The organism is Streptomyces sp. NPDC054834 (genome assembly GCF_053611185.1).
The window spans coordinates 62,286-88,283 of record NZ_JBSGZV010000028.1 but is presented as its reverse complement, the minus strand read 5'-3'; the positions used below and the strand labels follow the sequence as shown (position 1 = coordinate 88,283).

General features: G+C 72.2%; 27 protein-coding genes and 1 riboswitch. Of the genes, 15 read left to right on the top strand and 12 right to left on the bottom strand.

Features of this window, described 5'->3' with window-relative positions:
• Positions 1-38 precede the first annotated feature (38 nt).
• Both ACWGJM_RS31250 and ACWGJM_RS31245 read left to right on the top strand, forming a co-directional pair.
• A complete protein-coding gene (locus ACWGJM_RS31250) occupies positions 39-2,615 on the top strand; it encodes a DUF6185 family protein (RefSeq protein ID WP_453415094.1) in 2,577 nt (858 codons plus the stop codon).
• A 52-nt stretch (positions 2,616-2,667) separates the two neighbouring features.
• Positions 2,668-2,961 (top strand): hypothetical protein, encoded by a 294-nt coding sequence (locus ACWGJM_RS31245; RefSeq protein WP_453415093.1) that lies wholly within the window; start codon positions 2,668-2,670, stop codon positions 2,959-2,961.
• 277 nt (positions 2,962-3,238) lie between these two features.
• Here the strand turns inward: ACWGJM_RS31245 and ACWGJM_RS31240 are convergent, their stop codons facing one another.
• From ACWGJM_RS31240 to ACWGJM_RS31230, 3 genes are read right to left on the bottom strand one after another with little or no spacing between them, the layout of a single operon-like run.
• Entirely contained in the window at positions 3,239-4,309 is a 1,071-nt protein-coding gene (locus ACWGJM_RS31240; RefSeq protein ID WP_453415092.1) for a prenyltransferase/squalene oxidase repeat-containing protein, read from the bottom strand.
• Positions 4,306-5,040 carry a class I SAM-dependent methyltransferase gene (locus ACWGJM_RS31235; protein ID WP_453415091.1) on the bottom strand — a complete coding sequence of 245 codons (735 nt, stop codon included), beginning with the start codon at positions 5,038-5,040 and terminating at the stop codon, positions 4,306-4,308. The genes ACWGJM_RS31240 and ACWGJM_RS31235 overlap by 4 nt, the downstream gene beginning before the upstream one ends.
• Positions 5,034-6,410, bottom strand: a complete 1,377-nt coding sequence (locus tag ACWGJM_RS31230; protein WP_453415090.1) for a glycosyltransferase family 4 protein — start codon at positions 6,408-6,410, stop codon at positions 5,034-5,036. Before ACWGJM_RS31230 ends, ACWGJM_RS31235 begins: the two co-directional genes overlap by 7 nt.
• A gap of 219 nt (positions 6,411-6,629) precedes the next feature.
• Between ACWGJM_RS31230 and ACWGJM_RS31225 the strand changes: the two genes are divergently transcribed.
• Both ACWGJM_RS31225 and ACWGJM_RS31220 read left to right on the top strand, forming a co-directional pair.
• Complete coding sequence (locus tag ACWGJM_RS31225) at positions 6,630-7,274, top strand: TetR family transcriptional regulator (RefSeq protein WP_453415089.1); 645 nt, start codon at positions 6,630-6,632, stop codon at positions 7,272-7,274.
• A 33-nt stretch (positions 7,275-7,307) separates the two neighbouring features.
• Entirely contained in the window at positions 7,308-7,430 is a 123-nt protein-coding gene (locus ACWGJM_RS31220; protein ID WP_453415125.1) for a DUF6193 family natural product biosynthesis protein, read from the top strand.
• 460 nt (positions 7,431-7,890) lie between these two features.
• Here ACWGJM_RS31220 and ACWGJM_RS31215 read toward each other — a convergent pair whose 3' ends face one another.
• Both ACWGJM_RS31215 and ACWGJM_RS31210 read right to left on the bottom strand, forming a co-directional pair.
• Positions 7,891-8,163 carry a ferredoxin gene (locus ACWGJM_RS31215; protein WP_453415088.1) on the bottom strand — a complete coding sequence of 91 codons (273 nt, stop codon included), beginning with the start codon at positions 8,161-8,163 and terminating at the stop codon, positions 7,891-7,893.
• A 4-nt stretch (positions 8,164-8,167) separates the two neighbouring features.
• Positions 8,168-9,625 (bottom strand): aldehyde dehydrogenase, encoded by a 1,458-nt coding sequence (locus ACWGJM_RS31210; protein ID WP_453415087.1) that lies wholly within the window; start codon positions 9,623-9,625, stop codon positions 8,168-8,170.
• 108 nt (positions 9,626-9,733) lie between these two features.
• On the opposite strand from ACWGJM_RS31210, the gene ACWGJM_RS31205 reads away from it, so the two are divergent.
• A complete protein-coding gene (locus ACWGJM_RS31205) occupies positions 9,734-10,762 on the top strand; it encodes an MBL fold metallo-hydrolase (protein WP_453415086.1) in 1,029 nt (342 codons plus the stop codon).
• 39 nt (positions 10,763-10,801) lie between these two features.
• Positions 10,802-11,248, top strand: coding sequence for a nuclear transport factor 2 family protein (locus ACWGJM_RS31200; protein ID WP_453415085.1), 447 nt, complete (start codon positions 10,802-10,804; stop codon positions 11,246-11,248).
• 196 nt (positions 11,249-11,444) lie between these two features.
• Here the strand turns inward: ACWGJM_RS31200 and ACWGJM_RS31195 are convergent, their stop codons facing one another.
• From ACWGJM_RS31195 to ACWGJM_RS31175, 5 genes are all read right to left on the bottom strand, one after another.
• The gene (locus tag ACWGJM_RS31195; RefSeq protein ID WP_453415084.1) at positions 11,445-12,860 is read right to left on the bottom strand and encodes an FAD-dependent oxidoreductase; all 1,416 of its coding nucleotides are present in this window, start codon (positions 12,858-12,860) and stop codon (positions 11,445-11,447) included.
• 158 nt (positions 12,861-13,018) lie between these two features.
• Positions 13,019-14,239, bottom strand: coding sequence for an MAB_1171c family putative transporter (locus tag ACWGJM_RS31190; protein ID WP_453415083.1), 1,221 nt, complete (start codon positions 14,237-14,239; stop codon positions 13,019-13,021).
• Positions 14,239-14,811, bottom strand: coding sequence for a hypothetical protein (locus ACWGJM_RS31185; protein ID WP_453415082.1), 573 nt, complete (start codon positions 14,809-14,811; stop codon positions 14,239-14,241). The genes ACWGJM_RS31190 and ACWGJM_RS31185 overlap by 1 nt, the downstream gene beginning before the upstream one ends.
• Positions 14,808-15,461: an XRE family transcriptional regulator gene (locus ACWGJM_RS31180; RefSeq protein ID WP_453415081.1), complete on the bottom strand. Its 654-nt coding sequence runs from the start codon at positions 15,459-15,461 to the stop codon at positions 14,808-14,810. The genes ACWGJM_RS31185 and ACWGJM_RS31180 overlap by 4 nt, the downstream gene beginning before the upstream one ends.
• A gap of 240 nt (positions 15,462-15,701) precedes the next feature.
• A complete protein-coding gene (locus ACWGJM_RS31175; RefSeq protein ID WP_453415080.1) occupies positions 15,702-16,154 on the bottom strand; it encodes a hypothetical protein in 453 nt (150 codons plus the stop codon).
• A gap of 182 nt (positions 16,155-16,336) precedes the next feature.
• Positions 16,337-16,511, top strand: a riboswitch (cobalamin riboswitch).
• 76 nt (positions 16,512-16,587) lie between these two features.
• Between ACWGJM_RS31175 and ACWGJM_RS31170 the strand changes: the two genes are divergently transcribed.
• The 7 genes from ACWGJM_RS31170 (at position 16,588) to ACWGJM_RS31140 (ending at position 24,010) form a co-directional block, all read left to right on the top strand.
• The gene (locus ACWGJM_RS31170) at positions 16,588-17,811 is read left to right on the top strand and encodes a prenyltransferase/squalene oxidase repeat-containing protein (protein ID WP_453415079.1); all 1,224 of its coding nucleotides are present in this window, start codon (positions 16,588-16,590) and stop codon (positions 17,809-17,811) included.
• Positions 17,808-18,458, top strand: coding sequence for an SCO2322 family protein (locus ACWGJM_RS31165; protein WP_453415078.1), 651 nt, complete (start codon positions 17,808-17,810; stop codon positions 18,456-18,458). The genes ACWGJM_RS31170 and ACWGJM_RS31165 overlap by 4 nt, the downstream gene beginning before the upstream one ends.
• The gene (locus tag ACWGJM_RS31160) at positions 18,445-19,581 is read left to right on the top strand and encodes an energy-coupling factor transporter transmembrane component T (protein ID WP_453415077.1); all 1,137 of its coding nucleotides are present in this window, start codon (positions 18,445-18,447) and stop codon (positions 19,579-19,581) included. The genes ACWGJM_RS31165 and ACWGJM_RS31160 overlap by 14 nt, the downstream gene beginning before the upstream one ends.
• A complete protein-coding gene (locus ACWGJM_RS31155) occupies positions 19,578-21,266 on the top strand; it encodes an ABC transporter ATP-binding protein (protein ID WP_453415076.1) in 1,689 nt (562 codons plus the stop codon). The genes ACWGJM_RS31160 and ACWGJM_RS31155 overlap by 4 nt, the downstream gene beginning before the upstream one ends.
• Positions 21,263-22,081, top strand: a complete 819-nt coding sequence (locus tag ACWGJM_RS31150) for an ECF transporter S component (RefSeq protein ID WP_453415075.1) — start codon at positions 21,263-21,265, stop codon at positions 22,079-22,081. The genes ACWGJM_RS31155 and ACWGJM_RS31150 overlap by 4 nt, the downstream gene beginning before the upstream one ends.
• A 347-nt stretch (positions 22,082-22,428) precedes the next feature.
• Complete coding sequence (locus ACWGJM_RS31145; protein ID WP_453415074.1) at positions 22,429-22,845, top strand: aggregation-promoting factor C-terminal-like domain-containing protein; 417 nt, start codon at positions 22,429-22,431, stop codon at positions 22,843-22,845.
• Between the two features lie 409 nt (positions 22,846-23,254).
• Positions 23,255-24,010 (top strand): IPT/TIG domain-containing protein, encoded by a 756-nt coding sequence (locus tag ACWGJM_RS31140; protein ID WP_453415073.1) that lies wholly within the window; start codon positions 23,255-23,257, stop codon positions 24,008-24,010.
• Positions 24,011-24,131: 121 nt separating this feature from the next.
• On the opposite strand, the gene ACWGJM_RS31135 is transcribed toward ACWGJM_RS31140, so the two are convergent.
• Positions 24,132-24,326, bottom strand: coding sequence for a hypothetical protein (locus ACWGJM_RS31135; protein WP_453415072.1), 195 nt, complete (start codon positions 24,324-24,326; stop codon positions 24,132-24,134).
• 142 nt (positions 24,327-24,468) lie between these two features.
• The gene (locus tag ACWGJM_RS31130) at positions 24,469-24,900 is read right to left on the bottom strand and encodes an ATP-binding protein (RefSeq protein ID WP_453415071.1); all 432 of its coding nucleotides are present in this window, start codon (positions 24,898-24,900) and stop codon (positions 24,469-24,471) included.
• Positions 24,901-24,992: 92 nt separating this feature from the next.
• Between ACWGJM_RS31130 and ACWGJM_RS31125 the strand changes: the two genes are divergently transcribed.
• Together ACWGJM_RS31125 and ACWGJM_RS31120 are read left to right on the top strand one after the other, a co-directional pair.
• A complete protein-coding gene (locus ACWGJM_RS31125; protein WP_453415070.1) occupies positions 24,993-25,826 on the top strand; it encodes a helix-turn-helix domain-containing protein in 834 nt (277 codons plus the stop codon).
• Positions 25,801-25,998, top strand: a complete 198-nt coding sequence (locus ACWGJM_RS31120; protein WP_453415069.1) for a DUF397 domain-containing protein — start codon at positions 25,801-25,803, stop codon at positions 25,996-25,998. The genes ACWGJM_RS31125 and ACWGJM_RS31120 overlap by 26 nt, the downstream gene beginning before the upstream one ends.

Genomic DNA, 25,998 nt, shown 5'->3' with positions numbered 1-25,998 from the left:
GCGGGTTGGTCCGGGGGCTGCGGGGGCGTCTTCTTCTGGTGCCCACGGTGATATTGCTCGTGCTGTTGGGCCCCTTGGGCGGTGGGGCCGCCCGGGCTGCCGACGACGCATGCTCCTCCGGGCAGTTGAAGGCGGCGCTGGTCACCGCGTCGGTGCGCCTCACATACAAGGGCGAGAACTACACCAAGGCCGAGGGCCGCTTCACCGTCGTCGCGCCCAAGTCCTGGAAACGGGCGACGGACCTGCTGCTCAACGGGGACACGGAACGCTACCGGTCGGCCATGCGGTGTCTGCTGCGCTCTCCCGACGATCCGTTTCCGTACCGGGACACGGAGGGTCGCCCACGCCCGCCCCGGGTGACGGTCCAGAAGAAGTCGGTGACGGTCGAACAGCGGGTCACCACCTGGGTGAACAACCTCCAGCCGCGCGACTTCGGCGTGTGGGGCATCACCGAGGGCAAACGTCTGTGGACCCTGGAACTCAAGCCTCCGCCCGCCCTGGACCGGGCCTGGTGGCAGAAGGTGACCGTCGATCTCGGCGGCCGGGCCGCCCGGAAGGTCTCCTCGGCGCCGACCACGGGTTCCGACACAAAGCTGACCTGGGTCAGGAAGAAGGCCGGTGCCACACCGCCCGAGGTACGGATCACCCTTCAGCCGCCGGCCACCAAGGCCGTGGCCGCCTGGTGGAACGAAGACCCCGGGTACGTGCTCTACGAACTCGGCTGGCTGCCGTGGGACGTGGTGGTCCTCGTCCTGCTGTTGTCCGTGGTGCGCGGGCTGCGGCGCGAGCCCGCCTCCTCACCTCCGGGAGAGGCGGAGCAGCACACGGTCCGCAATCTGCGGAACTTCGGCTGGCTGATGTTCGCCATCACCGTCGTGAGCTACTTCGACGACCCGCTGCTGGCCCATTACGCGAACGACGACACGGCCCTGTTCTGGACGGACCGGCACCGGATCGCCGTCCACCTCGTGCTCACCCTCCTCACCGGGCTGGCACTGTGCGTGTTCGGCAGGCCCGGGCGCCTCGCCGTCGCGGCCGTCACCGGCGCCGCCGGCTGGGTCACGGCGGTGGTGTGCCGTCCCGAGTGGTTCGGGCTGCCCGGCCAGATGTGGCTGAACTCGGAGGACTACGGGGAGGTCGACTGGTTCCGGCAGGCGGGCGGCATGTACGCGTTCGCCGCCGCCTGCGCGTGCCTCGTCCTGGTCTGGCTGGTGGGCGCCACCGCCTCCCTGCTGCGGCTGTGGCGGTCCTGCGGCGCCCCGGCCCCGGGATCGTCGCGGGGCCGCTTTCCGCTGTCCGTTCTCGGCGTGCTCGTCCTGGTGTCGGCGGCGATCCCGGCGGTGAGCGCATGGGCGGCGGAAAACCTCTGGGAGCAGCAGAGCTGGCTGAGCCGGCGGAGCGAGGAGCTCTACGGCGTGTGGCACGTGGCGTCCCTCTTCGACGACTTCCGCTGGTTCCCCATGAACTGGCTGGACTGGTTCTTCGGAACGTACTTCTGGTGGTGGGGCCCGGCCGTGGCGATCGTGGCCGTACTGCGCACCCGGGCCGCGTCGGCCGGCCAGTCGGTCAAGTTCCCCGCGCCGTCCGAGGAACGGACCCTGAAGCTGTTCCTCGTCGTCGTGGTCGCGCCGGTCGTCGGCTGGTACGCGGGTGTTCCGCTCCCTCTGGTGCCCCTGCTGGCGCTCTGGCTCGCCATGATGGGACTGCTGGCCTTCGGCAGGAGACGATCGGTTCTCCACCGGCCGCTGCTGCCCGGTCACCCCGTGCACCTGGAGATCGACGAGTCCCGTCGGCGAAAGCTGCTCAAGAGCGCGCGCCGGCACCGCGAACTGCACGCACAGCTCCGCCGGCTCGAACAGGGCCAGCACGACGGCGAGCGGAAGCAGTTGGAGTGGGAGCTCGACGAACTGCACCGTTTGCGGCATCCGCACCAGCCGAACGCCTGGGTGCGCCTGCCGTCCTCCGTCGGCCCGGTGGAACTGGCGCTGGCCTGGGGTCCGCGTGCCACGTGGTGGCAGAACGCCTGCCGAGCCGCGTACTTCGCCGCGTTGATCGCCCTGCCCGCCGATGCGGTCCTGCTCTGGGCCGAGCAGCTCAGGGGCTCCCTGTGGAGCGACGCGTTCTCCCTGCCCTTCGGGTTCGCCGAAATGGCGGGATCCGTGGTCGCCGGCGAGCTCATCTGGGCGAGCGCCGGCTTCACGCTGGGCGCCCTGTGGCGCGTGCTCCCGGGCCGGCGGGGACCCGCCCGTGCGCTGGGGCTGTGGCTGGTGTACGCGGCTCCGGTCCTCGTGCTGTGGATCGGTACCAGGATCGTCGACCAGTCCTTCGGCACCTGGGCCCTCAACGTCAGCCTCACGCTGCTGGTCCTCACCCTGACGGGCGCCGCCATGGACATCGACACGTTCCGGAGGGAGGGTCACTACTGGCCCACCAAGGCGGGGCTGCTGCTCTCCGTGTACCAGTGGCGTACGGCCTCGGTTCAGGTGGCCTTCCTGCTGGCCCAGTTCGTGGCGCTGGTGTCCATCTGGCAGCAGTTGAAGGGCGGTGACCCGATGGTCCTGATCCAGAAGGACCCGAGCGACGTCGCCGGGGGCGGGGGGTCCGGCGATCCCTGACCGACGGGGAACGGCCGGGTTTCGCCGTCGAGTCAGGGGCAACCCGAAGGATATGTCCCCCTATTATCGCAACGGCGCCAATCAGGCCGGCACGGTCATCGCGATCGTCGCCGACGTCATGGCCTTCATCCTGGGCCTGTGGATCCTGATGTACCTGCTGGACGCGAACCGCGCGAACGACCTCGTCCAGTTCGTGCACAACGCGGCCTCCTGGCTCGCAGGCTGGTCGCACGACCTCTTCACCTTCGACGAGGCCTGGGCCCGTGTCGTCGCCGGCTACGGTCTGGCCGCCGTGGTCTACCTCTTCGTCGGCCACGCCCTGGCCAACCGCATTCACCGCCACTGACCCCTCCGGGGGTACGCGGATGACACCATCCCGGGGCGGCCGGAAGGGCACCCCGCAGCCACCGCGCCCCGGACACGACACGGGCCCGCGCCCCTCAGACGGCCGGTCACGATGCCCGGCGGCCGGGGCGGGGCCCCTGCACCCATCGCCTCCGTCGCGACACGGACCGCCGCCCTGACCGGCTACGGCCTGGCCACACGCCCCCAGATTCCCTGGTCGCGTGACCCGGGGACTTGGGGCGCCCCTGGGCCCGTGTCCCCGTCGAACCGCCGGACGGCTACGCGCAGCAGTCCGGGTCCAGCCCCGGTGGCAGTTGTTCGCCGCCGAAGACCGTGCACGTGGCCTCGTGGCCGCCGAGGGCGGCGACCGCCAGGAGCAGGGAGCCTGCCGTCCAGGTGGTGAGTTCGCGGGGCCAGACGGCGTCGTCATCGAAGACGTAGCCGGTCCAGTACAGGCCGGTGTCGGGGTCGCGCAGGTGCTGGATGGACTGAAGGATCTCCAGCGCGCGGTCGGACTCGCCCATCGCCCAGAGCGCCAGGGCGAGTTCGGCGGACTCGCCGCCCGTCACCCAGGGGTTGGGGACGACGCAGCGGACGCCGAGGCCGGGGACGACGAAGCGGTCCCAGTCGGCCTCGACGCGTTCCTTCGCCTCCGTGCCGGTCAGTGCGCCGCCCAGGACCGGGTAGTACCAGTCCATCGAGTAGCGGTCCTTGTTCAGGAAGCGTTCCGGGTGCCGGCGGATCGCGTGGCGCAGCGCGCCGACGGCCAACTCCCAGTCCGGTTGGGGCTCTTCGCGCTGCTCGGCGATGGCGAGGGCGCACCGCAGCGCGTGATGGATGGAGGAGCTGCCGGTCAGCAGCGCATCCGCCGTGCCAGTGCCGTCGTCGTCGCGCCGCCAGCCGATCTGTCCGCCGGGCTGCTGCGAGCGCAGCACCCACTCCATCGCCGCGTACACGCAGGGCCACATGCGGTCCAGGAACGTGTCGTCGCCGGTGGAGAGGTAGTGGTGCCAGACGCCTACGGCTATGTACGCGACGAAGTTCGTCTCCCGGGCGCGGTCCGTGACGTCGTCGTGCGCCCCGTCCGCGTACGCCGCGTACCAGGAGCCGTCCTCGTTCTGGTGCCGGGCCAGCCAGGTGTACGCCCGCTCGGCGGCCTCGTGTTCGCCGGCCGCGTCCAGGGCCATGGCCGCCTCGGTGTGGTCCCAGGGGTCGAGGTGGTGTCCCCGGAACCACGGGATCGCGCCGTCCTCCCGCTGCACGGCGAGGATGCCGCGTACGGTCTCGGCGGCCTGCTCGGCGGTGAGGACCCCGGGCAGGACGAGGTGTTCTGTCCGGGGGGTCGTCACTTGGCGTCCACCCGGGGGAGGTGCGGCTTGGTCGCGTACGCCACGAAGCTCTTGCCGATGAGCGGGTTCAGCGCCTGCTCGGCGACCCGGGTCGCGAGGGGCTTCTTCATGATGTCCCAGACCAGCAGCTTGTGGTACGCCCGCACGGGCAGCGCCTTGTCGTTGTCGACGCCGAACGCGCACTTCAGCCACCAGTAGGGGGAGTGCAGGGCGTGGGCGTGGTGGGTGCCGTAGGGCCGAAGACCGGCTTCCCGCATCTTCGCCAGCAGCTCGTCCGCCTTGTAGATGCGGATGTGGCCGCCCTCGACCTCGTGGTAGGCGTCGGACAGCGCCCAGCAGACCTTCTCGGGGCCGTAGCGCGGGACGGTGACGGCGATCCGGCCGCCGGGCTTCAACACCCGGACCATTTCCGCCAGTACGCCCTTGTCGTCGGGGATGTGCTCCATCACCTCGGAGATGATGACGACGTCGAAGGACTCGTCGGGGAAGGGCAGCGCGAGGGCGTCGCCCTCCATCGCGGTGGCGGTCGCGCCCGCGGGGGCCTCGCCCGCCTCCTCCATCGCCGCGAACCACTTGGCGACCTCGCGGATCTCCTCGGCGTTCTGGTCGAGGGCCACGACCTGCGCGCCGCGCCGGTAGCACTCGAAGGCGTGCCGGCCGGCCCCGCAGCCGAGGTCCAGGACACGGTCGCCCGGGGCGAGCGGGAACCGGGAGAAGTCGACGGTCAGCACGTGGCCCTGCTTTCGGAGTAGACGCCTGTTGCGGCCGCGGGGCGGCCTGGATTCCCGGCCGAGGCACGGCCGATGGCCTCGCGGTACCGGGCCACCGTGCCCTCGGCGGCCCGCGCCCAGGTGAACCGCTGGAGCACCCGCTCGCGCCCGGCCGCGCCGAGTCGCGCACGCAGTCCGGGGTCACCGAGCAGCCGGCCGAGCCCGGCGGCCAGCGCCCCCGCGTCGCCGGGCGGCACCGCCAGGCAGGTCTCCCCGTCGGGCCCGGCGACCTCGGGGATCGCGCCGCCGGTCGTGGCGACCAGCGGGGTGCCGGTGGCCATGGCCTCGGCGGCCGGCAGGGAGAAGCCCTCGTACAGCGACGGCACACAGGCGACCTCGGCCGAGCGGACCAGGTCGACCAGTTCGGCGTCGGAGATGCCCTTCACGAACTCGACGGCGCCCTCCAGGCCGTACCGCTCGATGGCCTGGGCGACGGGTCCGTCCTCGGCGCGCTTGCCGACGACGACGAGGTGGGCGTCCGGGTGCTCGGTGCGCACCTTGGCGAGCGCCTCGACGAGGAAGACCAGGCCCTTGAGCGGCACGTCGGCGCTGGAGGTGGTGACGATCCGGCCGGGCACGACGGGCACCGCCGGATTCGGCGAGAAGAGATCGGTGTCGGCGCCGATGTGGACGACGTGGATGCGGTCGTCGCGGACGCCGAGGTGGTCGACGATCTCCTGGCGGGAGGTGCCGGAGACGGTGAGCACGGAGGGCAGACGGCGGGCGACGCGCTTCTGCATGCGGGTGAAGGCGTACCAGCGGCGGACCGAGTAGCGGCGCTGCCAGCCGTCGGCGGCGTCCAGCTCCAGCTGCCGGTCCACCGTGATGGGGTGGTGGATGGTGGTGACCAGGGGGGCGCCGATGTCGCCCAGCAGGCCGTAGCCGAGGGTCTGGTTGTCGTGTACGACGTCGAACCGGCCGCGGCGGGCGCGCAGATGGCGGCGGGCGCGCAGGGAGAAGGTGAGGGGTTCCGGGAACCCGCCGGTCCACATGGTGGCGACCTCGAGCGCGTCGATCCAGTCGCGGTACTCGCCGCGGCCCGGGGTGCGGAAGGGGTCGGGCTGGCGGTAGAGGTCGAGGCTGGGCAGCTCGGTCAGGCTCAGCCGGCCGTCGTAGCCCTCGTCCTCGTCCAGGACGGGGTAGGGCTGGGAGCCGATGACCTCCACCCGGTGGCCGAGGCGGGCCAGCTCGCGGGAGAGGTGCCGGACGTAGACGCCCTGGCCGCCGCAGAACGGGTTCCCTTTGTAAGTGAGGAGCGCTATGTGGAGCGGTCGCTCGCCGTCGGCGGCGGGGTCTTCTTTGGCGCCCGCCTCCCTGGCCTCAGCGGTCACTCTGAGCCCCCTTCTCCCTGCTCTGTCCGCGAGACTACGTCGGGACGCTAATCTAGAACAAGTTTCAGACTTGATCGTTCAAGAGGCTCTGAATCTACCGGCAGGTAGGGGCACTGGGAGCTGTGGATCAGGTGATTCGCGCCACGGCCGGGCCCCTGCCATGCTGGGTGATCACTCGCCCTCGACGGCTGCCTCACCGATTGTCACGGAACGGGACCGATGCCTGCGCACGCCAAGGTGGAATCCAGTACCGCGCACCCCGCCTCCGCCCCTCTGACGGAGCGGCAGGAGGCCCGGCGCCGCCGGATCCTGCACGCCAGCGCGCAGCTGGCCAGCCGGGGCGGCTTCGACGCGGTGCAGATGCGAGAGGTCGCCGAGTCCTCCCAGGTGGCGCTCGGCACGCTGTACCGCTACTTCCCCTCCAAGGTGCACCTGCTGGTCGCCACGATGCAGGACCAGCTGGAGCACATGCACGGCACCCTGCGGAAGAAGCCCCCGGCGGGTGACACGGCGGCCCAGCGGGTGGCGGAGACCCTGATGCGGGCCTTCCGCGCGCTCCAGCGCGAGCCGCACCTCGCCGACGCCATGGTCCGCGCGCTCACCTTCGCCGACCGCAGTGTCTCGCCGGAGGTCGACCAGGTCTCCCGGCAGACCACGGCGATCATCCTGGACGCGATGGGCCTGGAGGACCCGACCCCCGAGCAGCTGTCCGCCGTCCGCGTGATCGAGCACACCTGGCACTCGGCCCTGATCACCTGGCTGTCGGGCCGCGCGTCCATCGCCCAGGTCAAGATCGACATCGAAACGGTGTGCCGCCTGATCGACCTGACGGACCCGACGGGGGGGGAGCCGCCCCACGGCTGAGGCCCCGACGCCGAGACCGCCTGACGGTGGCTCCTGGAGCGCGGACGAGGCACCCTGGGCCACCACTCCGGCGAGACGCTGTTCGCGCTCGTCGCGGCCGCGCACGCCGAGCCCCGGCTGCGCACCCTCTACCCCGTCCCGAGCCACGCACGCTGAAGTTGCCGCGCAGCGGGCCTGCGTTCGACGGAACGGACCCCGACGACCTGCGCTACGTCATCTGCGCCGCACCGCCGTACAAGGTGCGCGCGCTTCACCGTGGTCTGCTCGGGGCAGGCGCAACCCTCGAGGAGGCGGTGGCGCTCGTGGTGGCCCGCCTGCCCGCGGACGCGTGAGCGCATGCGAAAACCTACGAGACGGGTTCCCTTCGCCGGCATTGCCCGGATCAGGTATTGGGGGTCGCCTTCCGGCCTGACTGCTGCCTTCCGGCCTCTCAGACCGACCGATCGACGTCGGCCACGGCGGATGCCGAATGCTGTTTCGGCGTCGCGCCAGAGTCGGCTACTCCGGTCGGACTCCCTCACTCGCCTCGTAGGCTCTTTCAGGATAAGTCGTCCAGTACTGTTTGGAACCCCCCAAAAGGGACTTTTTTTCGTCTCCGTCTCCTCCCGGTTCACCCCTACTCCTCCGGCGGGAACACGGCCTCCCCGCTGCCGACCAGCGTGATCGCGATGGCCTCCACGGGGCAGTTCTCCGCCGCCGCCAGCGCCTTCTCGTTCGCGTCGGTGTCCGCCTCGACCGGATGGGACTGGCGGGCGGTGTCGAGGCGGAAGCCGTCGGGGGCGTGGTGGAGGCACTGGGCGGAGCCGATGCAGACGGAGCGGTCGACCTCGATGTGCCAGCGGTCCCCCGCCCCCGCGCTCGAATCCGCTCGCGCGGGAGGTGCCCCCATCCCCTCACCCCTCCCAGCCGGCCGGCAGGTGGATCATCTTGTGTTCCAGGTACTCGCCGTATCCCTCGGGGCCGAACTCCCGCCCCAGGCCGGAGTTCTTGTAGCCGCCGAACGGGCCGAGCATGTCGAGGCTGAAGGTGTTGACCGAGTAGGTGCCGGTACGGACCTGCCGGGCGACCTCGATGCCGTGCCCGACGTCCGAGGTCCACACGCTGCCGGAGAGGCCGTAGTCCGAGTCGTTCGCGATCTTCAGGGCCTCGGACTCGTCGCCGTACGGCAGGAGGCAGATCACCGGGCCGAAGATCTCCTCGCGGGCGATGCGCATGGAGTTGTCGACGTCGCCGAAGAGGGTCGGCTCGACGTACCAGCCGCGCTCCAGCCCGGCCGGCCGCCCGCCGCCGGTGAGGATCTTGGCGCCCTCCTCCTGGCCGATGCGGATGTAGTCGAGGTTCCTGCGCTGCTGCCGTTCGGCGACCAGCGGGCCCACCTGGGTCGCCGGGTCCAGCGGGTCGCCGACGGTGAGCGCGCCCGCCGCCTGGGCGAAGGCGTCGGCGAACTCGTCGTAACGGGAGCGGGGTACGAGGATGCGGGTCTGGGCGACGCAGGCCTGGCCGTTGTTCATCCAGGCCGCCGGGACGATGCCCGCGACCGAGGCGGCCACGTCCGCGTCGGGCAGGACGACCGCCGCCGACTTGCCGCCCAGCTCCAGCGTCACGCGCGTGAGGTTGCGCGCGGCGACCTCCATCACGCGCTTGCCGGCCGCGACCGAGCCGGTGAAGGAGACCTTGTCGACGCCGGGGTGCCCGACCAGGTACTCGCTGACCTCGCGGTCGGCCGGGAGGATGGACAGCACACCGTCCGGCAGCCCGGCCTCCTTGGCGATCTCGCCGAGGATGTAGGCGTCCAGGGGCGACTCGGGCGACGGCTTGAGCACCACCGTGCAGCCGGTGAGCAGGGCGGGCGCGAGCTTGGCGGCGGCGACGAACTGGGGGACGTTCCAGGGGACGACGGCCGCGACGACGCCGACCGGCTCGCGGCGGACGAGGATCCTCCCGAGCACTCCGTCGCGGGTCTCCTCGTACGTGAAGTCCCGCGCGACCCTGATCGCCGCGTCCCACACCATCATCGCGCCGAGGGCCTGGGCAAGGACGCTCCAGGAGTACGGGGAACCGTTCTCGGAGGAGATCACTCGGGCGATCTCCTCGTGGCGGGCGGCGATCGCGTCCTTGATGCGGGTGACGACCTCGATCCGCTCCTGAAGGGTCGTACGCGGCCAGGGCCCCTCGTCGAAGGCGCGGCGCGCCACGGCGACGGCCCGGTCCACATCCGCGCGCGAGGCGTGCGGCACGCGCCCGATGACCTCCTCGGTGTGCGGCGAGACGACCTCGATGACGTCCTTGCCCAGGGGGTCGGTCAACTCCCCGCCGATGAACAGCTGTCCGTGTTCCACGAGCTCGGTCATGGCCGACTGCCTCCCGCCGCACCGAATCTGACGCTGTTTCAGAACTGATATCAGTTCTAGTTATAGTGGGCAATGGTCATGGGCCGGAGGGACGGGGGCGGAGGACGGATGACGAAGACGTTCGAGCATGGCGGCGGCGTACGGTCCATAGCGGTTCCGATCCCTGACAATCCCCTCGGTCACACGCTGGTGTACGTGGTCGACACCGACCGGGGCCCGGTGCTGATCGACACCGGCTGGGACGACCCGGCGTCCTGGGACACCCTGGTGGCCGGGCTGACGGCCCTCGGCACCTCGGTCACGGAGGTCCACGGGGTCGTCATCACCCACCACCACCCCGACCACCACGGGCTGTCGGGGCAGGTACGGGAGGCCTCCGGCGCGTGGATCGCGATGCACGCGGCCGACGCGGCGATCGTCCGCCGGGCGCGGGAGACGGCCCCCGAGCGCTGGTACACCTACATGGCCGCCAAGCTCACGGCCGCCGGAGCGCCGGACGAGCACGTGGCCCCGCTGCGCGCCGGCCGTAGCCGCCGTACCGTGCCCGGTCTCTCCCCCGCGCTGCCCGACCGCGAGATCGTCCCCGGCGAACTCCTCGACCTCCCCGGCCGCCGTCTGCGCGCCCTGTGGACGCCGGGCCACACGCCGGGGCACGTCTGCCTGCACCTGGAGGAGGCCCACCCGGCCCGGCTCCCCGGCCACGGCCGCCTCTTCTCCGGCGACCACCTGCTCCCCGAGATCACCCCGCACATCGGGCTGTACGAGGATCCCGACGACGCCACCGTCACCGACCCCCTCGGCGACTACCTGGCCTCCCTGGAGCGGGTCGGTGAGCTCTCCCCCGCCGAGGTCCTCCCGGCCCACCAGCACGCCTTCACCGACGCGCCGTCCCGGGTCCGGGAGTTGCTCGCCCACCACGAGGCCCGCCTCACCGGCCTGCTCTCCCTCCTCGCCGAGCCCCTCACCCCCTGGCAGCTGGCCGAGCGGATGGAGTGGAACCGGCCCTGGGAGCAGATCCCGTACGGGTCGAGGACCATCGCGGTGTCGGAGGCGGAGGCCCATCTGCGGAGGCTGGTGAAGCTGGGGCGCGCGGAGGCGGTGGCGGGGGGCGAGCCGGTGGCGTACGTGGCTGTTTAACGGGTCGAGCGGCCGGGGCCCCGGCTGGTAGACACTCTCATGGAACCCTTGGAGAACCTCCTCGCCGAGCGCGCCTGCGAGCGCGTCATCCACGAGTTCGTCCACCGTCTCGACCTCGGTGAACCGGCTTCCGTGGCCGAGCTGTTCACCGAGGACGGCACCTGGTCCTGGCCGGCGGACGGGCGGCTGGTCAAGGGACGTGCGGAGCTGCGGGACTATTTCGGCTCGCGTCCCGCCGACCGGCTCTCCCGTCGTCTGATGTCCAACATCCTCGTCACCCTGATCACGCCGGACACGGCCATCGCCACCTCGTACTTCTCGACGTACCGGGTGGACGGCTACGAGGGCGGCATCGTTCCGCCCGGCGCACCCGTCCAGGTCGGCACCTACGAGGACGCGTTCTGCCGGGTCGACGGTCAGTGGCTGCTGGACAGCCGGGTGCTGTCCCTGCCCTTCGGCGGCCCGACCCCGCGAGCACTCGGCTGAGGGCCGCCGCCCCCTGACCCGTCCCGCCTCAGAGGGCTCCGCTGGCACGCCCCGGCGGGGCCACGCCCTCTCGGTCCGGCGAAGGCTCGGCCCCCACGCCCCGGGCTTCTCGGCGTATCAGGACCGCGGGCAGCCGGTAGGCGTCGGCGCGCCGGCGCGCGTCCAGATCGCCGCCCCTTCGGCCCGCCCCCGGAACTCAGCTGAGGCCCGCCGCCCCGCGTTCGGTCTCCGTCAGTGGGGGACCGGGGAGGGGGCCCTTGCGGGGGCCGAAGCAGATGTTCCAGAGCATGTCGGGGGCGAAGAGGCGGGTGGGTGGGGTCTTCAGGCTCATGACGTCCAGGAGGCCGCGCAGGGCGCGGGGGTTTTCCGAGCCGGCGGCCACCGCCTTGTCGACGTAGGCCGTGAGGAGGCGCTCGACGGCGGTGGGGGGCTGGGGGGCGGCCCCCGGGTAGTACGCGTCCTGGCCGACCGCCAGGTTCCACGCGTTGCCGACCGGGCGGGCCACCGCGCGCTGGATGCGGCGGGCGGTGCCGGGGTTGGTGGGGCCATGGCGGTCGAGGACCCGGCGCAGGGCGATGACGCTCTGCGCGGCGACCGAGAGGCCGTGGCCGTAGACGGGGTTGTACCCGGCGACGGCGTCCCCGAGGACGGCGAAGCCGTCGGGCCAGGCCTCGGCGTTCTCGTAGTAGCGGCGGCGGTTGGCCGTGCTGCGGGTGGTCACGGGATCCGTGAGGGGCTCGGCCCGGGAGATCAGGCGGCCGATGACGGGGTCCCCGAGGCCGGTGAGGGCGAACTCCTCGAAGGCGTCGGGGTCGGCGCTCGGTTCGCCGCCCCTCGTGCCGGACAGCGTCACCAGCCAGCGGTCGTCCTCGACCGGGACGACGACCCCGCCCCGGCCGGGCGCCCGGCGCGGGTCCGCCTGGACGTTGACGACCGGGTAGCGCAGGGTCGCGGTGGAGCCGGGGGCCCGGTAGACGCGGCTGGCGTAGGCGACGCCCGCGTCCACCACGCGCTCCACGACCGGGGCGAGGCCCAGTGCCGCCAGCCACTTGTGGGCCTGCGAGGCTCGCCCGCTCGCGTCGATCACCAGGTCCGCGTGCAGGACGGTCTCCTCGGCCCCCGGCCCGCCGGGCACCCGTACGCCCGTCACGCGGGACCGGTCGCCGACCAGCCCCCGCACCCTCGTCCCGTCGAGCAGGGTGATCCGGCTCCGGGCCAGGACGTCCGCGCGGATCACCGCGTCCAGCAGGTCCCGGCTGCACACGATCATGTGGTGCCGTGAGTCGGTGAACCGCCGGAACCACTGCCCCGAGGGCGCCTTGCTGACCAGGTCGGTCATCACGTCGATCAGCCCGGCGCCCTTGCCGGCCAGCTCCCCGGTGATCCCCGGCAGCAGCGCCTCCAGCGCGGCCACTCCCCCGGACCACAGCAGATGGGCGTGGCGGGCCTGAGGCAGGCCCTTGCGCGGCTCGGGCCCCTCGGGCAGCCGGTCGCTCTCGATCACCGTGACCTCGTTGAACCGGCTGGAGAGCACGGAGGCGGCGAGCATCCCGGCCGTACTGCCCCCGATCACGATCGCGGTGCGACGGCGAGCAGTCGTTCTCTCAGGCATATGGGGTGAGACCTTCTGTGGCGGCCGCCTGCCGGCGGATCGTGTCGATGACCGACGGGTGTGCCCGCAACGCCTGCCCGATCGACTCCAGCACGCTGTCCGGGACACCGGCAGACTCCCCGGCCCCACAGGACATCGCCCCGGCGGGCACACGACTCTCAGACATACTGAGTGAGACCTCCCGAGGCCGCCGCCTGCCGGCGGATCGTGTCGATGACCGACGGGTGTGCCCGCAACGCCTGCCCGATCGACTCCAGCTCGCTGTCCGGGACATCGGAGGGGCGCTCGTAGCCGTCGTGCGCGGGGCCCGGGACCACGCCCTCGCCCTCCCCCGCGGAGCGCGCCGCGTCGACGGCGACCAGGATGTCCACCGCGCCCGCGATGCCGCGCGCCGCGGAGTCGGGGTGACCGGCCGTCAGGGCCGCGCGGCGGGCCCGCTCGCGGCGGGCTCCGCTCAGGTGCGGGGCGAGTTTGAGCAGGGCGTCGTTGATGGCGGCCCGGCGCAGTTCGAGCTGGAGTTCGGCGCCGCTGACCCGGCCGGTCGCCGGGGCGGACGGGGCGGTGACCGTCAGCACGGCCTGCCACAGCGGTTCCAGGCGGCGGTGGGCGCGCCACATCCGCCGGCGTTCCTCGGCGAGCGGCCCGGCCTGCCCGGCGATGAAGCCGACCCCGACGAGGATCGCCTCGGCGATGGCGAACGGCGGCGCGACGTACGTCGACAGCCAGTCCCAGTCCCGGCCGCTCCAGCGGGCGCCGATCGCGGCGACCTTGGCGACGTCGAAGATGAGCCCGAGGGCGTAGGCGACCTGGAGGAACACCACCGCGCGGCGCAGCCAGGTGTCGCGGACCTCCCGGAACCAGGCCCACAGCATGCTCGCGGCGGCCACGGCGGACATCATGTGGGCGACGAGGTAGAGCATGGCGAACTCGCGCATCCACGGCGTCGTCGCGTAGTAGGTGTCCAGATCGCGCAGCCGCTCGACGTGGTGGTCGCCGAGGAAGAAGGTCACCCACAGCCCGACGATGATCAGGGAGTACGTGATCCAGATCGTCCGGGTGCGCCGGCGCCGCGTCGGGGAGGGCGGCTCGCGCCAGGTGACGATCAGCCACAGGCAGGCGCCGCAGTAGACGCTGAGCAGCGAGTAGACCCAGAGGCCGGCGAAGTTGGGCACCCCGGTGAGCTCGTTGATGCGGTGCAGGTTGCCCGGCGGCAGGGAGGCGAAGGTGACGGCGCCGATGCCGAGCAGCAGGGCCGTCGCCCGCAGGATCGGGTCCTGCCACGCCCGCCTGAGCAGTGGCACTTTGATCACGAAGGCCACGGCGAGCAGCACGGCCGGCACGGCGTAGGCGAGGAACGAGCCGGCTATGTCCCAGCGCATCACAGGCCGCCGGCGTTGCCCAGCGACGACGACAGGCGGTCGGTCAGGGTGTCCTGGGTCGTCCGGCCGGGCGCGGCCGACGGGCCGACGACCTTGGCGAACTTGGCGGCCAGGCGCAGTCCGCACTCCTCGGCCTCCCACTCGGCCTCGGCGGTCGCGGCGGCCGGGGACCGCGTGGCCATGGCGACCACCCGCTCCCAGGGGATGTCCTCCTCGGCCTGGGACAGCAGCCGGCGCGCGGCGGTGGGCAGGCCGACCGGGTAGTGCACGTCCAGGGTCTGGTAGTAGATGTGGCCGATCTCGTGCCCGGCTATCACGAACTTGTGCGCGCCGGGCGCGCGGTCCTCGACCACGACGATGTACTCGTCGTCCTTGGCGAAGGTGACCCCCGAGACGTCCAGCTCCGGCGGGAAGGCGACGAACTTGAGCCGGACGGGGCGGTCCAGCCGCGCGCTGAGCGTGTCGCACACGGCGTGCAGGAACGCCTCGGGCTCGGTCGGCGGGGTCAGGGTGCGGGCGGTGTCGCGGACGAGCTGGGCGAGGAAGCGCTTCGGCGAACTTTTCCGGCTCACTGACCGTCCTTCCTGTGCGATGTACGGGAGCCGGCCGATCCGCGCCCCGTCGACGCGCTCGCGCCCACGTTCCCTTCCGTGTCCTCGGACGTGATGATCATCTCCGCCAGGTCGGCGAGCGTGGCGAGCTGACGGGGATTCATCTGCGGTGCGCGCATGGCCAGTCGTACCAGTCCGCTCTCGCGCAGTCGCAGCAGCGGGTCGGCCTGCGCCTCAAGGCTCTGGAGCACCGGCTGGAGTGCCTCGTACAGGGCCTCCGGCTCGTCCGCGGTGAAGTATCCGGCCGGGAGGCCGAAGAACCTGCGCAGCCGGTCGGTGTGTTCCAGGCTCGGCATACCGCTCTTGCGCCACTCGCTCAGCCACTGCCGGCTGGTGCCCGCGATCCTGGCCAGCTCGTCCAGCGCGTAGCGCTTGCCGTCCGGCCGGCGCCGGGTCTCGCGGATGAAGTCGAGCCGCTGCCGCACCCGTTCGGCCAGCCCGGTCTCGGGTGCGGGGCCGCCCCCGAGCAGTCGGGCGACCACCTCGGCGGGGATGCCGGTGCGGTACGAGAGGTCGGCCACGTCCAGGACCTCCGGCAGCCGGCCCGGGCGTTCGGTCAGCTCCCCGAGCCGCTCGAGTACACCGGCAAGCGGGGCGTAGGCGTCACTCACCGAGGTCCCCCCTGGGCGTGTCGTCGGTTCCGTGGCTGAGTTGACGCGAGGCTACCGGGTTGCCCGGCGGTCGAGAAGTGATGTCAATGACAGCTGCTGAATTGGGCAGCAATCGTTGACAGTTGAGGCTCACGCGGGACAGGATCATGACGCCACCCGGCCCCGGCCCCGGGTGCCGCCTATGGGGGAGCGGCATCGGGGGTCGGGACATCTTGAGGCATCTCCAGACATCCCGGGTCGTCAGCGGCTGAGCGTCCGTACCAACTCCACCGCGTACCCGAGGAGTTCGACCTCCCGCGCACTCATCGTCGGATTGGCCGCGCGCCGCCGCCGAGCCTCCGTCAGCCCCGTCCCCATCAGCCCCGTCCCCATCAGCCCCGTATCCGTCAGGCCGGGCGGACCGTCCTCGGCGTTGCTCCAGTCGATGCCCCGGGGACCGCCCGCGGTGAGGATCACGTTGTCGGGGTGCAGGTCCAGGTGCGGGACACGGGCGCCGGGGCCGGCGGAGTCCCGGGCGGGGACGGCGTGCAACAGCCGTCGCAGGCACGCGGGTTCGGCGCCCGCCTCGGCCGCGCCCAGCGAGCCGTCCAGGAGGGCGGCCGGCATCGTCGGCCCGGACAACCGCTCCATCACCAGGTCGGTGCGCGAGCCGGACGGCCCACCCGGGGCACCGGTAACCGTGCTCGCGCACATACGTCATCACCGCCCCTTCGGCGGCGGCGTTCCCCCGGCCCTCCCGGTCGCGGCGCGGCACCCACGCCTCGTCGATCTCGTACACGTCGGCCGTCCGGCCGGAACCCAGCAGCCTCCCCGTCGGCATGGCGCGACCCTGACCACCGCGCCCGCACGCCTGGCTCACAGCCGCCTCCCAGCCGCTGCCTACCGCCGGGTACAGTGTCCGGGTCGTCATCACACCCGTACGGGGGGAAGCCGGTGCAATTCCGGCGCTGACCCGCAACCGTGAACCGTCCCCGACGGTGAGCCGGACTGCCCCGCACGGACGTTGACCGGCTCGCGTGCGCGGCAACCCGCCGCGCGCGGCACCGTCGAGGTCTACGGAGCCGAGCCGCCCGGGGTGTCCCCCGTGCTGCCCGCGCTCCCTCGCAGGGAGAGGCAGAAGCCGACCATGAACGTCCGCCGCAGCGCCGCGGTGCTCGCCGCCGTCGGCGTCATAGCCGCAGCCGCGCCCGCCACGGCCGCGCCGCCGTCGCCCTCCCCGTCGACGGCGCTCCCGTCCGGGCTGTACGGCAGCGCGGACCCGAAGTACGACGGCGTGTGGCGGCAGTCGCTCGCGCTGCTCGCCCAGCACACGGTCGGTGTCCGGCCCGCCGCCAAGGCCGTCGACTGGCTGGTCGGGCAGCAGTGCGCGGGCGGCGGCTTCGCCGCCTACCGCCCGGACCCCGCCAAGACGTGCGAGGTGACCAGCGCCCAGGCCGACACCAACAGCACGGCCGCCGCCGTACAGGCCCTGAAGGCACTCGGCGGGCACGACGGCGAGATCCACAAGGCCGCCGTCTGGCTGAGGACGACGCAGAACAAGGACGGCGGCTGGGGATACATGCCGGGCTCGCCCAGCGACACCAACTCCACCTCCGTCGTCATCGGCGCGCTCGCGGCGGCCGGCGAGAATCCCCTCCAGCTCCGTAACAAGGGCAAGACCCCGGCCGAGCTGCTCGCCAAGTGGTCCCTCCCCTGCGACGAGGACGGCGGCGGCGCCCTCGCCTACCAGCCGGACAAGAAGGGCAAGCTGGCGGCCAACGCGGACGCGACGGCGGCCGGGGTGCTGGGCGTGCTCGGCAAGGGCTTCGTGACGGAGCCCCGGAAGGAGTCGGAGGCGGGCCACCTCTGCGCCGATTCGGACAAGCCGCTCACCCCGTACGAGATCGCCCGCAACGGCGCCGAGTACCTGTCGGGTGAGATGCACGGCACCGGCCACCTCAAGTCCGTCCTCCCCGGCGCCAAGGACCAGCCCGACTACGGCAACACCGCGGACGCGGTCGTCGCCCTCGCCGCACAGGGCTGGACGAATCAGGCGCGAACGCCGTACGCCTGGCTGGAGAAGAACTCCGCGCAGTGGGCGGAGCAGAGCGGCCCCGCCGCCTACGCCGAGCTGATCCTCGCCGCGCACGCGATGGGCGCCGACCCGCACGACTTCGGCGGTACGGACCTGGTGCGGGCGCTCGACGCGACCGGACCGGCGCCGCGGACGGCTCGGGCGACCGGCGGTGAGACCAAGCGTGCCGAGCACGACTCGGGAACGAAGGTGTGGTGGATCGTCGGCACCGGCCTCGTCGCGGGCATCGGCATCGGCTTCCTGCTCAGCGGCCGCCGCAGGAAGCAGCAGCCGTGACCGCCGTCCGCCGTGCCGGGGCGACACTCCTGGCCGCGTTCCTGTGCGTGGTGTCGGCCGGGCAGGCCCAGGCCACCGGCTACCGCTACTGGTCGTTCTGGGAGCGCACCGGCGGCCACTGGACGTACGCCACGCAGGGCCCGTCGACCGCGCGTCCCGCCGACGGCGACGTCCAGGGCTTCCGCTTCGCGGTGAGCGCGGACTCCGCCGGTGCGACGCGACCGCGCGGCACCGCGGACTTCGACGCGATCTGCGCCAAGACGCCCGCGCGGGAGGGTGTGAAGCGCATCGCCCTGGTCCTCGACTTCGGCACGGCCGCGGACGCCCCCTCCGGCGAGACACCGCCCGGCCGCCGGACGGCCTGCGCGGCGGTCTCCGGCGACGGGACGACGGCGGACGCGCTGGCCGACGTGGCCGGGCCGCTCCGCTACGACGCCAACGCGCTGCTGTGTGCGATCGACGGGTATCCGCGGAAGGGATGCGGGGAGCAGGTGGTGGCCGGGAAGCCGGGCGGGAAGCCGGGCGGGAAGCCGGGCGGGAGCAAGCCGTCACACGGCCCGTCGGTGGGCTTGCCGGTGGGAGTGGGTGTGGTCGTGCTGCTGGGCGCGGCGGCGATATGGCGGGCCAGGCGCCGTGGCCGCGCGTAGCGTCCCCGCCCTGCACCCCGGTGCCTGGTGGCTGTGGTCCATAGGCCTGGGCACCGCGGCCACCCGCACCACCAACCCCCTCCTCCTCGCCCTCCTCGTCACGGCTTCCGCCTACGTGGTGGCCACCCACCGCAGCACCGCCCCCTGGGCGCGTTCCTACGGTGCCTTCGCCAAGCTCGCCCTCGCCGTCCTCATCGTCCGCCTCACCTTCGCGGTGGCGCTCGGCTCCCCCATCCCCGGCACGCACGTGCTCGTCACCCTCCCCGAAGTCCCGCTCCCCCACTGGGCGCAGGGCATCCGCCTCGGCGGCGAAGTCACCGCCGAGGCAGTGCTGTTCGCGGTGTACGACGGCCTGAAGCTGGCCACGCTGCTGATCTGCGTCGGCGCGGCGAACGCCCTCGCCAACCCGGCCCGGCTGCTCAAGTCCCTGCCCGGCGCGCTCTACGAGACGGGCGTGGCCGTGGTCGTCGCCCTCACCTTCGCGCCGAACCTGATCGCCGACGTCCAGCGGCTGCGCGCCGCCCGCCGGCTGCGCGGCCGCCCGGACCGGGGCGTACGGGGCCTGCTTCAGGTCGGACTCCCGGTGCTGGAGGGCGCGTTGGAGCGGTCCGTCGCGCTCGCCGCGGCGATGGACGCCCGCGGTTACGGCCGTACCGCCGATGTCCCCGCCCGGATCCGCCGTACGACCGCGGCCCTCACCCTGGGCGGTCTGCTCGGCGTCTGCGCGGGCACGTACGGCCTGCTCACCGCGGAAGGCGGCACCTACGGGCTGCCGGTCCTGCTGGCCTCGGTCGCCGCCGCCCTCGCAGGTCTGCGCCTCGGGGGCCGCCGTACCCTGCGCACCCGCTACCGCCCGGACGCCTGGGACGCGCGCGCCTGGCTGGTCGCCGCGTCCGGCGCGGCCGTCGCCGCCCTGATGACCCTCGCCTCCGTGAGCGACCCCGACGCCCTGCACCCCGGGGTGGTACCGCTGACCGCGCCCCAGCTTCCCCTCTGGCCCGCGGCCGCGGTACTCCTCGCCCTGCTGCCCGCATTCGTCGCCCCCGCCGTCCCCGCCGCACCTGCCGTCCCCGTCGCATCTGTCGCCCCCGCCGCCCCCGCCGCCCCCAAGGAGTCGTCGTGATCCGCTTCGAGGATGTCTCCGTGACGTACGACGGGGCGCCCGAACCAACCGTTCGGGGTGTGGACTTCGAGGTGCCGGAGGGCGAACTCGTGCTGCTCGCCGGCCCGTCGGGCGTGGGCAAGTCCACCGTGCTGGGCGCGGTCAGCGGGCTGGTGCCGCACTTCACCGGCGGCACCCTGCGCGGCCGGGTGACGGTCGCCGGCCGGGACACCCGTACCCACAAACCGCGTGAACTCGCCGACGTGGTGGGCGCGGTGGGCCAGGATCCCCTCGCGCACTTCGTCACGGACACCGTGGAGGACGAACTCGCCTACGGAATGGAGTCCTTGGGACTCGCCCCGGAGGTGATGCGGCGGCGCGTCGAGGAGACCCTCGACCTGCTCGGCCTGGCCGGCCTGCGCGACCGGCCCATCGTCGGCCTCTCCGGCGGCCAGCGGCAGCGGGTCGCCATCGGCTCGGTCCTCACCCCGCACCCCAGGGTCCTCGTCCTCGACGAGCCGACCTCGGCGCTCGACCCGGCCGCCGCGGAGGAGGTCCTGGCCGTCCTCCAGCGGCTCGTCCATGACCTCGGTACGACGGTCCTGATGGCCGAGCACCGGCTGGAACGCGTCGTCCAGTACGCCGACAGGATCGCGCTGCTGCCCGCCCCCGGCGCCGCCCCGATCCTCGGCACCCCGGCCGAGGTGATGGCCGTGTCCCCGGTGTACCCGCCGGTGGTGGACCTGGGCCGGCTGGCGGGCTGGTCCCCGCTGCCGCTGACGGTGCGGGACGCGCGCCGCCGGGCGGGCGGGCTCCGGGACCGGCTCACCGGGCGGGACGTGTCCCCCGACGCGCCGCCGACCACCACGGCACCTGGTGCCTGGGCATCGACTCCCCCGCCGCCCGCTCCCCGCCGGCGCCTGTTCCGGCGCACCCCCGAGCAGGCCGCGCCTCCCGGGGCCGCCGAGGTCCGCTCCCTGGCCGTCCGCCGGGCCCGCGTCGACGCGCTCCGGCACGTGGACCTCACCGTCGCCCCCGGCGAGACGGTCGCCCTCATGGGCCGCAACGGCGCCGGAAAGTCCACCCTCCTCTCCGCGCTGGTGGGTCTCGTCACCCCGTCCGCCGGATCGGTGCACGTCGGCGGAGCCGTGCCGCACCGCACCACGCCGCGCGAGCTGGTGCGCCGGGTCGGCCTGGTTCCGCAGGAGCCACGGGACCTGCTGTACGCCGACACGGTGGGCGCGGAGTGCGCGGCGGCCGACCGGGACGCGGGGGCCGCGCCGGGCACCTGCCGTGCGCTGGTGACGGAGCTGCTGCCGGGCATCGGCGACGACACCCACCCGCGGGACCTCTCCGAGGGCCAGCGGCTGGCGCTCGCCCTGGCCGTCGTACTGACCGCCCGCCCTCCCCTGCTCCTGCTGGACGAACCGACCCGGGGTCTGGACTACGCGGCGAAGGCCCGCCTGGTCACGGTGTTGCGCGGCCTCGCGGCCGAGGGGCACGCCCTCGTGCTGGCCACGCACGACGTGGAGCTGGCGGCCGAGATCGCCCACCGGGTCGTGCTGCTCGCCGACGGCGAGGTGATCGCCGACGGCCCGACGGCCGACATCGTCGTCTCGTCCCCGTCCTTCGCACCCCAGGTGACCAAGATCCTGGCCCCGCAGCGCTGGCTCACGGTCACCCAGGTCCGGGAGGCGCTCGCATGACCCGCCGGCCCCGTCCCGTCCCGCTCGGCCCCCGCTCCACGACCGCGCTGGTCCTGGTCGGCGCGGTCGGTGTGGTCGCCTTCGGCTGGCCCTTCCTCGCCCCGCCCACCTCCCAGCTCGGCGCCCACGCGCAGGACGCGCCCTGGCTCTTCGCCGGGCTGCTCGTGCTCCTCGTCGCCGTCGTCGCCGCGACGATCTCCGAATCGGGTCTGGGACCGAAGGCCGTGGCCATGCTGGGGGTGCTGGCCGCGACCGGTGCCGCGCTGCGGCCGATCGGCGCGGGCACCGCCGGTGTCGAGCCGATGTTCTTCCTCATGGTGCTCAGCGGGCGCGTCCTCGGCCCGGGCTTCGGCTTCGTCCTCGGCTCGGTCACGATGTTCGCGTCCGCGCTGCTCACCGGCGGGGTGGGGCCCTGGATGCCGTTCCAGATGCTCGCCATGGGGTGGTTCACGATGGGCGCCGGCCTGCTGCCGGGTCCGGACCGGCTGCGCGGCCGGGCCGAACTCGCACTGCTGTCCGCCTACGGCTGCCTGGCCGCCTTCGCCTACGGCACGGTGATGAACCTGGCGGGCTGGCCCTTCATGAGCGCGCTGGCCTCGGACATCGCCTTCGACCCGCACTCCGCCGTCCCCGCGAACCTGGCCCGCTTCCTCGCGTACTGCCTGGCCACCTCCCTCGGCTGGGACCTGGGCCGGGCGGTGTGCACGGTCGTCCTGACCATGACGCTCGGCCCGGCGGTCCTCAGGGCGCTGCGCCGGGCCACGCGCCGGGCGGCGTTCGAGACCGCGGTCACATTCGACGCGTCCGCGGGGTGACGAGGAGCAACCGCTCGCACACGGAGCGCCAGACCGCCGGTGAAGCGTCCCACATGACGCACGTCACCTACGATGCGACGCCGTAGTGCGATTTATCCGATATGTCCATACACGCACCCCTCCTGACCTGCGCGTTGAGAGCCAGTTCACACAGCACACTTTCCACCTGGATCCGGCCACAACTAGTAAAGGGGGGCATTGCGGACACCTTCCGAGCCTGTTTCTCTGGAGCAGTCGCCAGGCGCCGACGAACCCCACGGGTCGCGGCGCCCACGTACGCCCCGCACCGCACCGCGTGGTTCCGGCAAGCGTCCGACGCTTCCTGTCCCCGTACGAAGAGGTTCTCTGTGTCCGTCGCCATCATCCGTCGCATCGCCACCCCGAAGAAGGCCCTCACCTCCGCCGCCGTGGCCGCCGCCACCGCCGGCATGGTCCTGACCTCGGCCCCGGCCCACGCGGCGACCACCACCGCGCCCGCCCAGGCCCAGTCGATCGCGCACAAGATGATCCCGGACGCCGCGCAGTTCAACGCGTTCAACAACATCGTCGAGCGGGAGAGCGGCTGGAACATCGCCGCCACCAACTCCTCCTCCGGCGCCTACGGCCTGGTCCAGGCCCTGCCGGGCTCGAAGATGGCCTCGGCCGGCTCCGACTGGAAGACCAACGCCGCCACCCAGATCAAGTGGGGCCTGGACTACATGAAGTCCCGCTACGGCAGCCCCGCCGCCGCCTGGAAGTTCTGGCAGGCCAACGGCTGGTACTGAGCCGGTTCCGCACTCAGCCGACTCCGCTGACCGGACCACTCCCCGGTCCAGCACGCGCACGCACCCTCGCCATACCGGCGGGGGTGCTGCCCGTTACCCCATTCGAGTGACCGCCGCGCCGAGACTCTTGTCGCCCAAGTGGCCGTATGGGTCACTTAACGTATCGAACCGGTGGGCCGCCCATCCCATGCCGGGGGAGCACGTAGAGGCGGTACTGCCGGTTTTTCCCTGTCAGCGCGCAATGGCTGCGGGCTGCTGCGGCGGTATCCGTGTGCCTGCCGCTGGGACGGATCTGCTCGCTCTCCCGGGTCGTCACCTGTCACCCGTCCTGTTGCCCGTGGGGGGCGGAGGTCGACATGCAATTCGCCCGGTTCGGCGCATCCAGTCGTCTTCTGGCAAGGAGTCTCCCATGCCCATCTCCCCGAATCAGGGTTCCACCGGCGGTGGCACCACCGTCACCATCACCGGAACCAACCTGTCCGGCACCACCCGGGTGACGTTCGGGAACAAGGCCGCCACAAGCTTCACCAACGTCTCGCCGACCCAGGTCACCGCCGTGGCCCCATCCGGTACCGGGTCCGTCGGCGTCACCGTCACCACCCCTGGCGGGACCAGCAGCCCGGTGCCGTTCTTCTATGTCGGCAGCCCCTTCAAGTCCTCCCTCAGCCCCAGCTCCGGGGGGCTGACCGGCGGCAACACCGTCACCATCCAGGGCACCGGACTGTCCACCGCCACCAGCGTCTCCTTCGGCGGCGTGACCGCAACACCGACCGTCGTCTCCGACGCCCAGATCAGCGTCACCGTGCCTGCGGGCGCAGTGGCCGGGTCGGTCGGAGTCAGCGTCACCACGGCCGGTGGCAGCAACAACGGCCTCTCGTACACCTACATCGACGTCCCGACCATCGCCACCCTGGCTCCCAGCTCCGGGCCCGCCTCGGGCGGCACCGCGGTGACCATCACCGGCACCAACCTGGACACCACCGACGCCGTCACCTTCGGCGCCGTCCCGGCACCGTTCTCGGTGGTCAACGCCACGACGCTGTCCGTCGTCACCCCGCCCACGCCGGACGGGGCGCCCGGCCCGTCGGACGTCCGCGTCACCAATCCCGCAGGGACCGCCCTCCTGGCGAACGGCTTCACCTACCTTGCCAGCCCCGGCATCTGACTCACCACGCGTGATCGACGGCCCCTGATCGAGCACGCGCACCCTCGTCCCGTGCCCGGCGAGGGCGCGCGCGCATGTGGGGCGTTGCCGATCGGCACGTCATGACGCTCGGCAGCGAGGCTTACTTGCAGACGAGGACACTGTCGCAGACAGCGATGCCCTGCGGGGCAGTGGAGGGGTGGGCGAGGTTTTCCCAGCTGTCCAGGATGTAGAACCCGTGAAGCTCGACGGCGACCGACGTCTCTTCGACCTGCTCCAGGCCTGGGAGCCGGAGGAGTAGGACATGACGACGCGCCACCTCGTGCGCCGAGGGCATGCCTGCCCGGGGTGTGATCGTTCCGCAGCAGACTGACCTTATGTGGAACGACGTCGAAGCGGCCCGCGAGGGACACCGTTGAATTGGCCTGATCCACCCCGGTGCTTCCCGTACCACAACTACCCACGCCCGAGGTATGTCGTCACACGTCCTGGGTGCCGCACTCGAACCACACCGTCTTCCCGCCCGCGGCACTGGGCTCCACCCCCCACTTCCCCACCACGGCGTCGAGCAGCAGCAGCCCGCGGCCGTGCTCCGCCTCCGGTGTCAACTGGTCGGGTACGCGCGGAAGTCGGGGGCATCCGTCGGTCACCTCCACCCGGACCCCCGCCGCCTGCCGCAGCAGCACCAGCGCGCAGCGGCGGTCCGGGACGTGCCGTACGACGTTGGCGACCAGCTCGGTCACGGCGAGCTGCACGGCGTCCGTCAGCTCGGCCAGCTCCCACTCGTCCAGGCACGACCGGACGATCCGGCGGATGTGCCGGGCCGAGTGCTCGCCGACGGTGAGGCGCATGCGGTACTGGGCCGGGCGGGGACCCAGGCCCACCAGAGTGGGGGGAAAGTAGTCGTTCACGGGACGAGGATGACCTCGCACAACTACTTTGAGCTACGGAACGGATACAACGGGTTCCGCCGTGGACCCAGTTGCGCGAGAGGGGACCGTGCGTGACCCACATCAACATTCTCGACCCGGGTGCGTCGCCGCTCGATTACTACGGCTTCGAGCTGCGGCGACTTCGGGAGGCGGCAGGGCTTACGCAGCGGCAGCTCGGGGACATCCTCAACTACACGGGGTCGCTCGTCGGGCAGATCGAGACGGCGAGGAAGGTTCCGACACTGGAGTTCAGCGAGCGTGCGGACGCGGCGCTGGGCTCGGACGGACTGCTGTCCCGGCTGGTCGAACTGGTCCTGCGAAACCAACTCCCAGCCTGGTTCAGGCAGGTGGCGGAGTTGCAGTCCCGGGCCGTGGAAATCTGCTCCTTCGAGACACACATGGTGCACGGCCTCCTCCAGACCGAGGCGTACGCGCGTGCTGTGCTCGGCGCCCTGGACGACACCGACCTCGACGACCGCACGGCCGTACGACTGGCTCGTCAGCGCATCTTCGAGAAGGAGGAGCCGCCGGTGTTCTGGGCGATCCTCAGCGAGGCGGCGCTGTACCAGCAGATGGGCGGCCCCCAGGTCATGCGGGCCCAACTGGGCCATCTGTTGGGATTCGAGGAGAACCCCCGGATCAATGTCCAGGTGCTGCCGTACTCGGCCGGGGCGCACGCGGGGCTGCAAGGCTCATTCGACCTCTACCGCTTCGAGAGTGACCCGGTCGTCGTGTACACGGAGGGCTACAACAGCGCGCATCCGACCGCAAACCGGGCCACCGTCAAGGACTGTTCGCTCCGTTACGATCATCTCCAAGCCGCCGCGCTGTCCCTGCGGGACTCGGCGGAGTTGATCCGGCGTGTGATGGAGGAACGCTATGGAGAACAACGCGATGTGGCGTAAGTCCAGCTACAGCGGTGACCAGGGCGGCAACTGCGTAGAAGTCGCCGAACTGCCGGAGGCCGCCGTAGTCGTACGCGACTCCAAGAACACCACGGGCCCGATCCTCTCCTTCCAGCCCGCTTCCTTCTCCACGTTCCTGTCCTGGGCGTCCGACGGTCGCGACGTGCTGTAA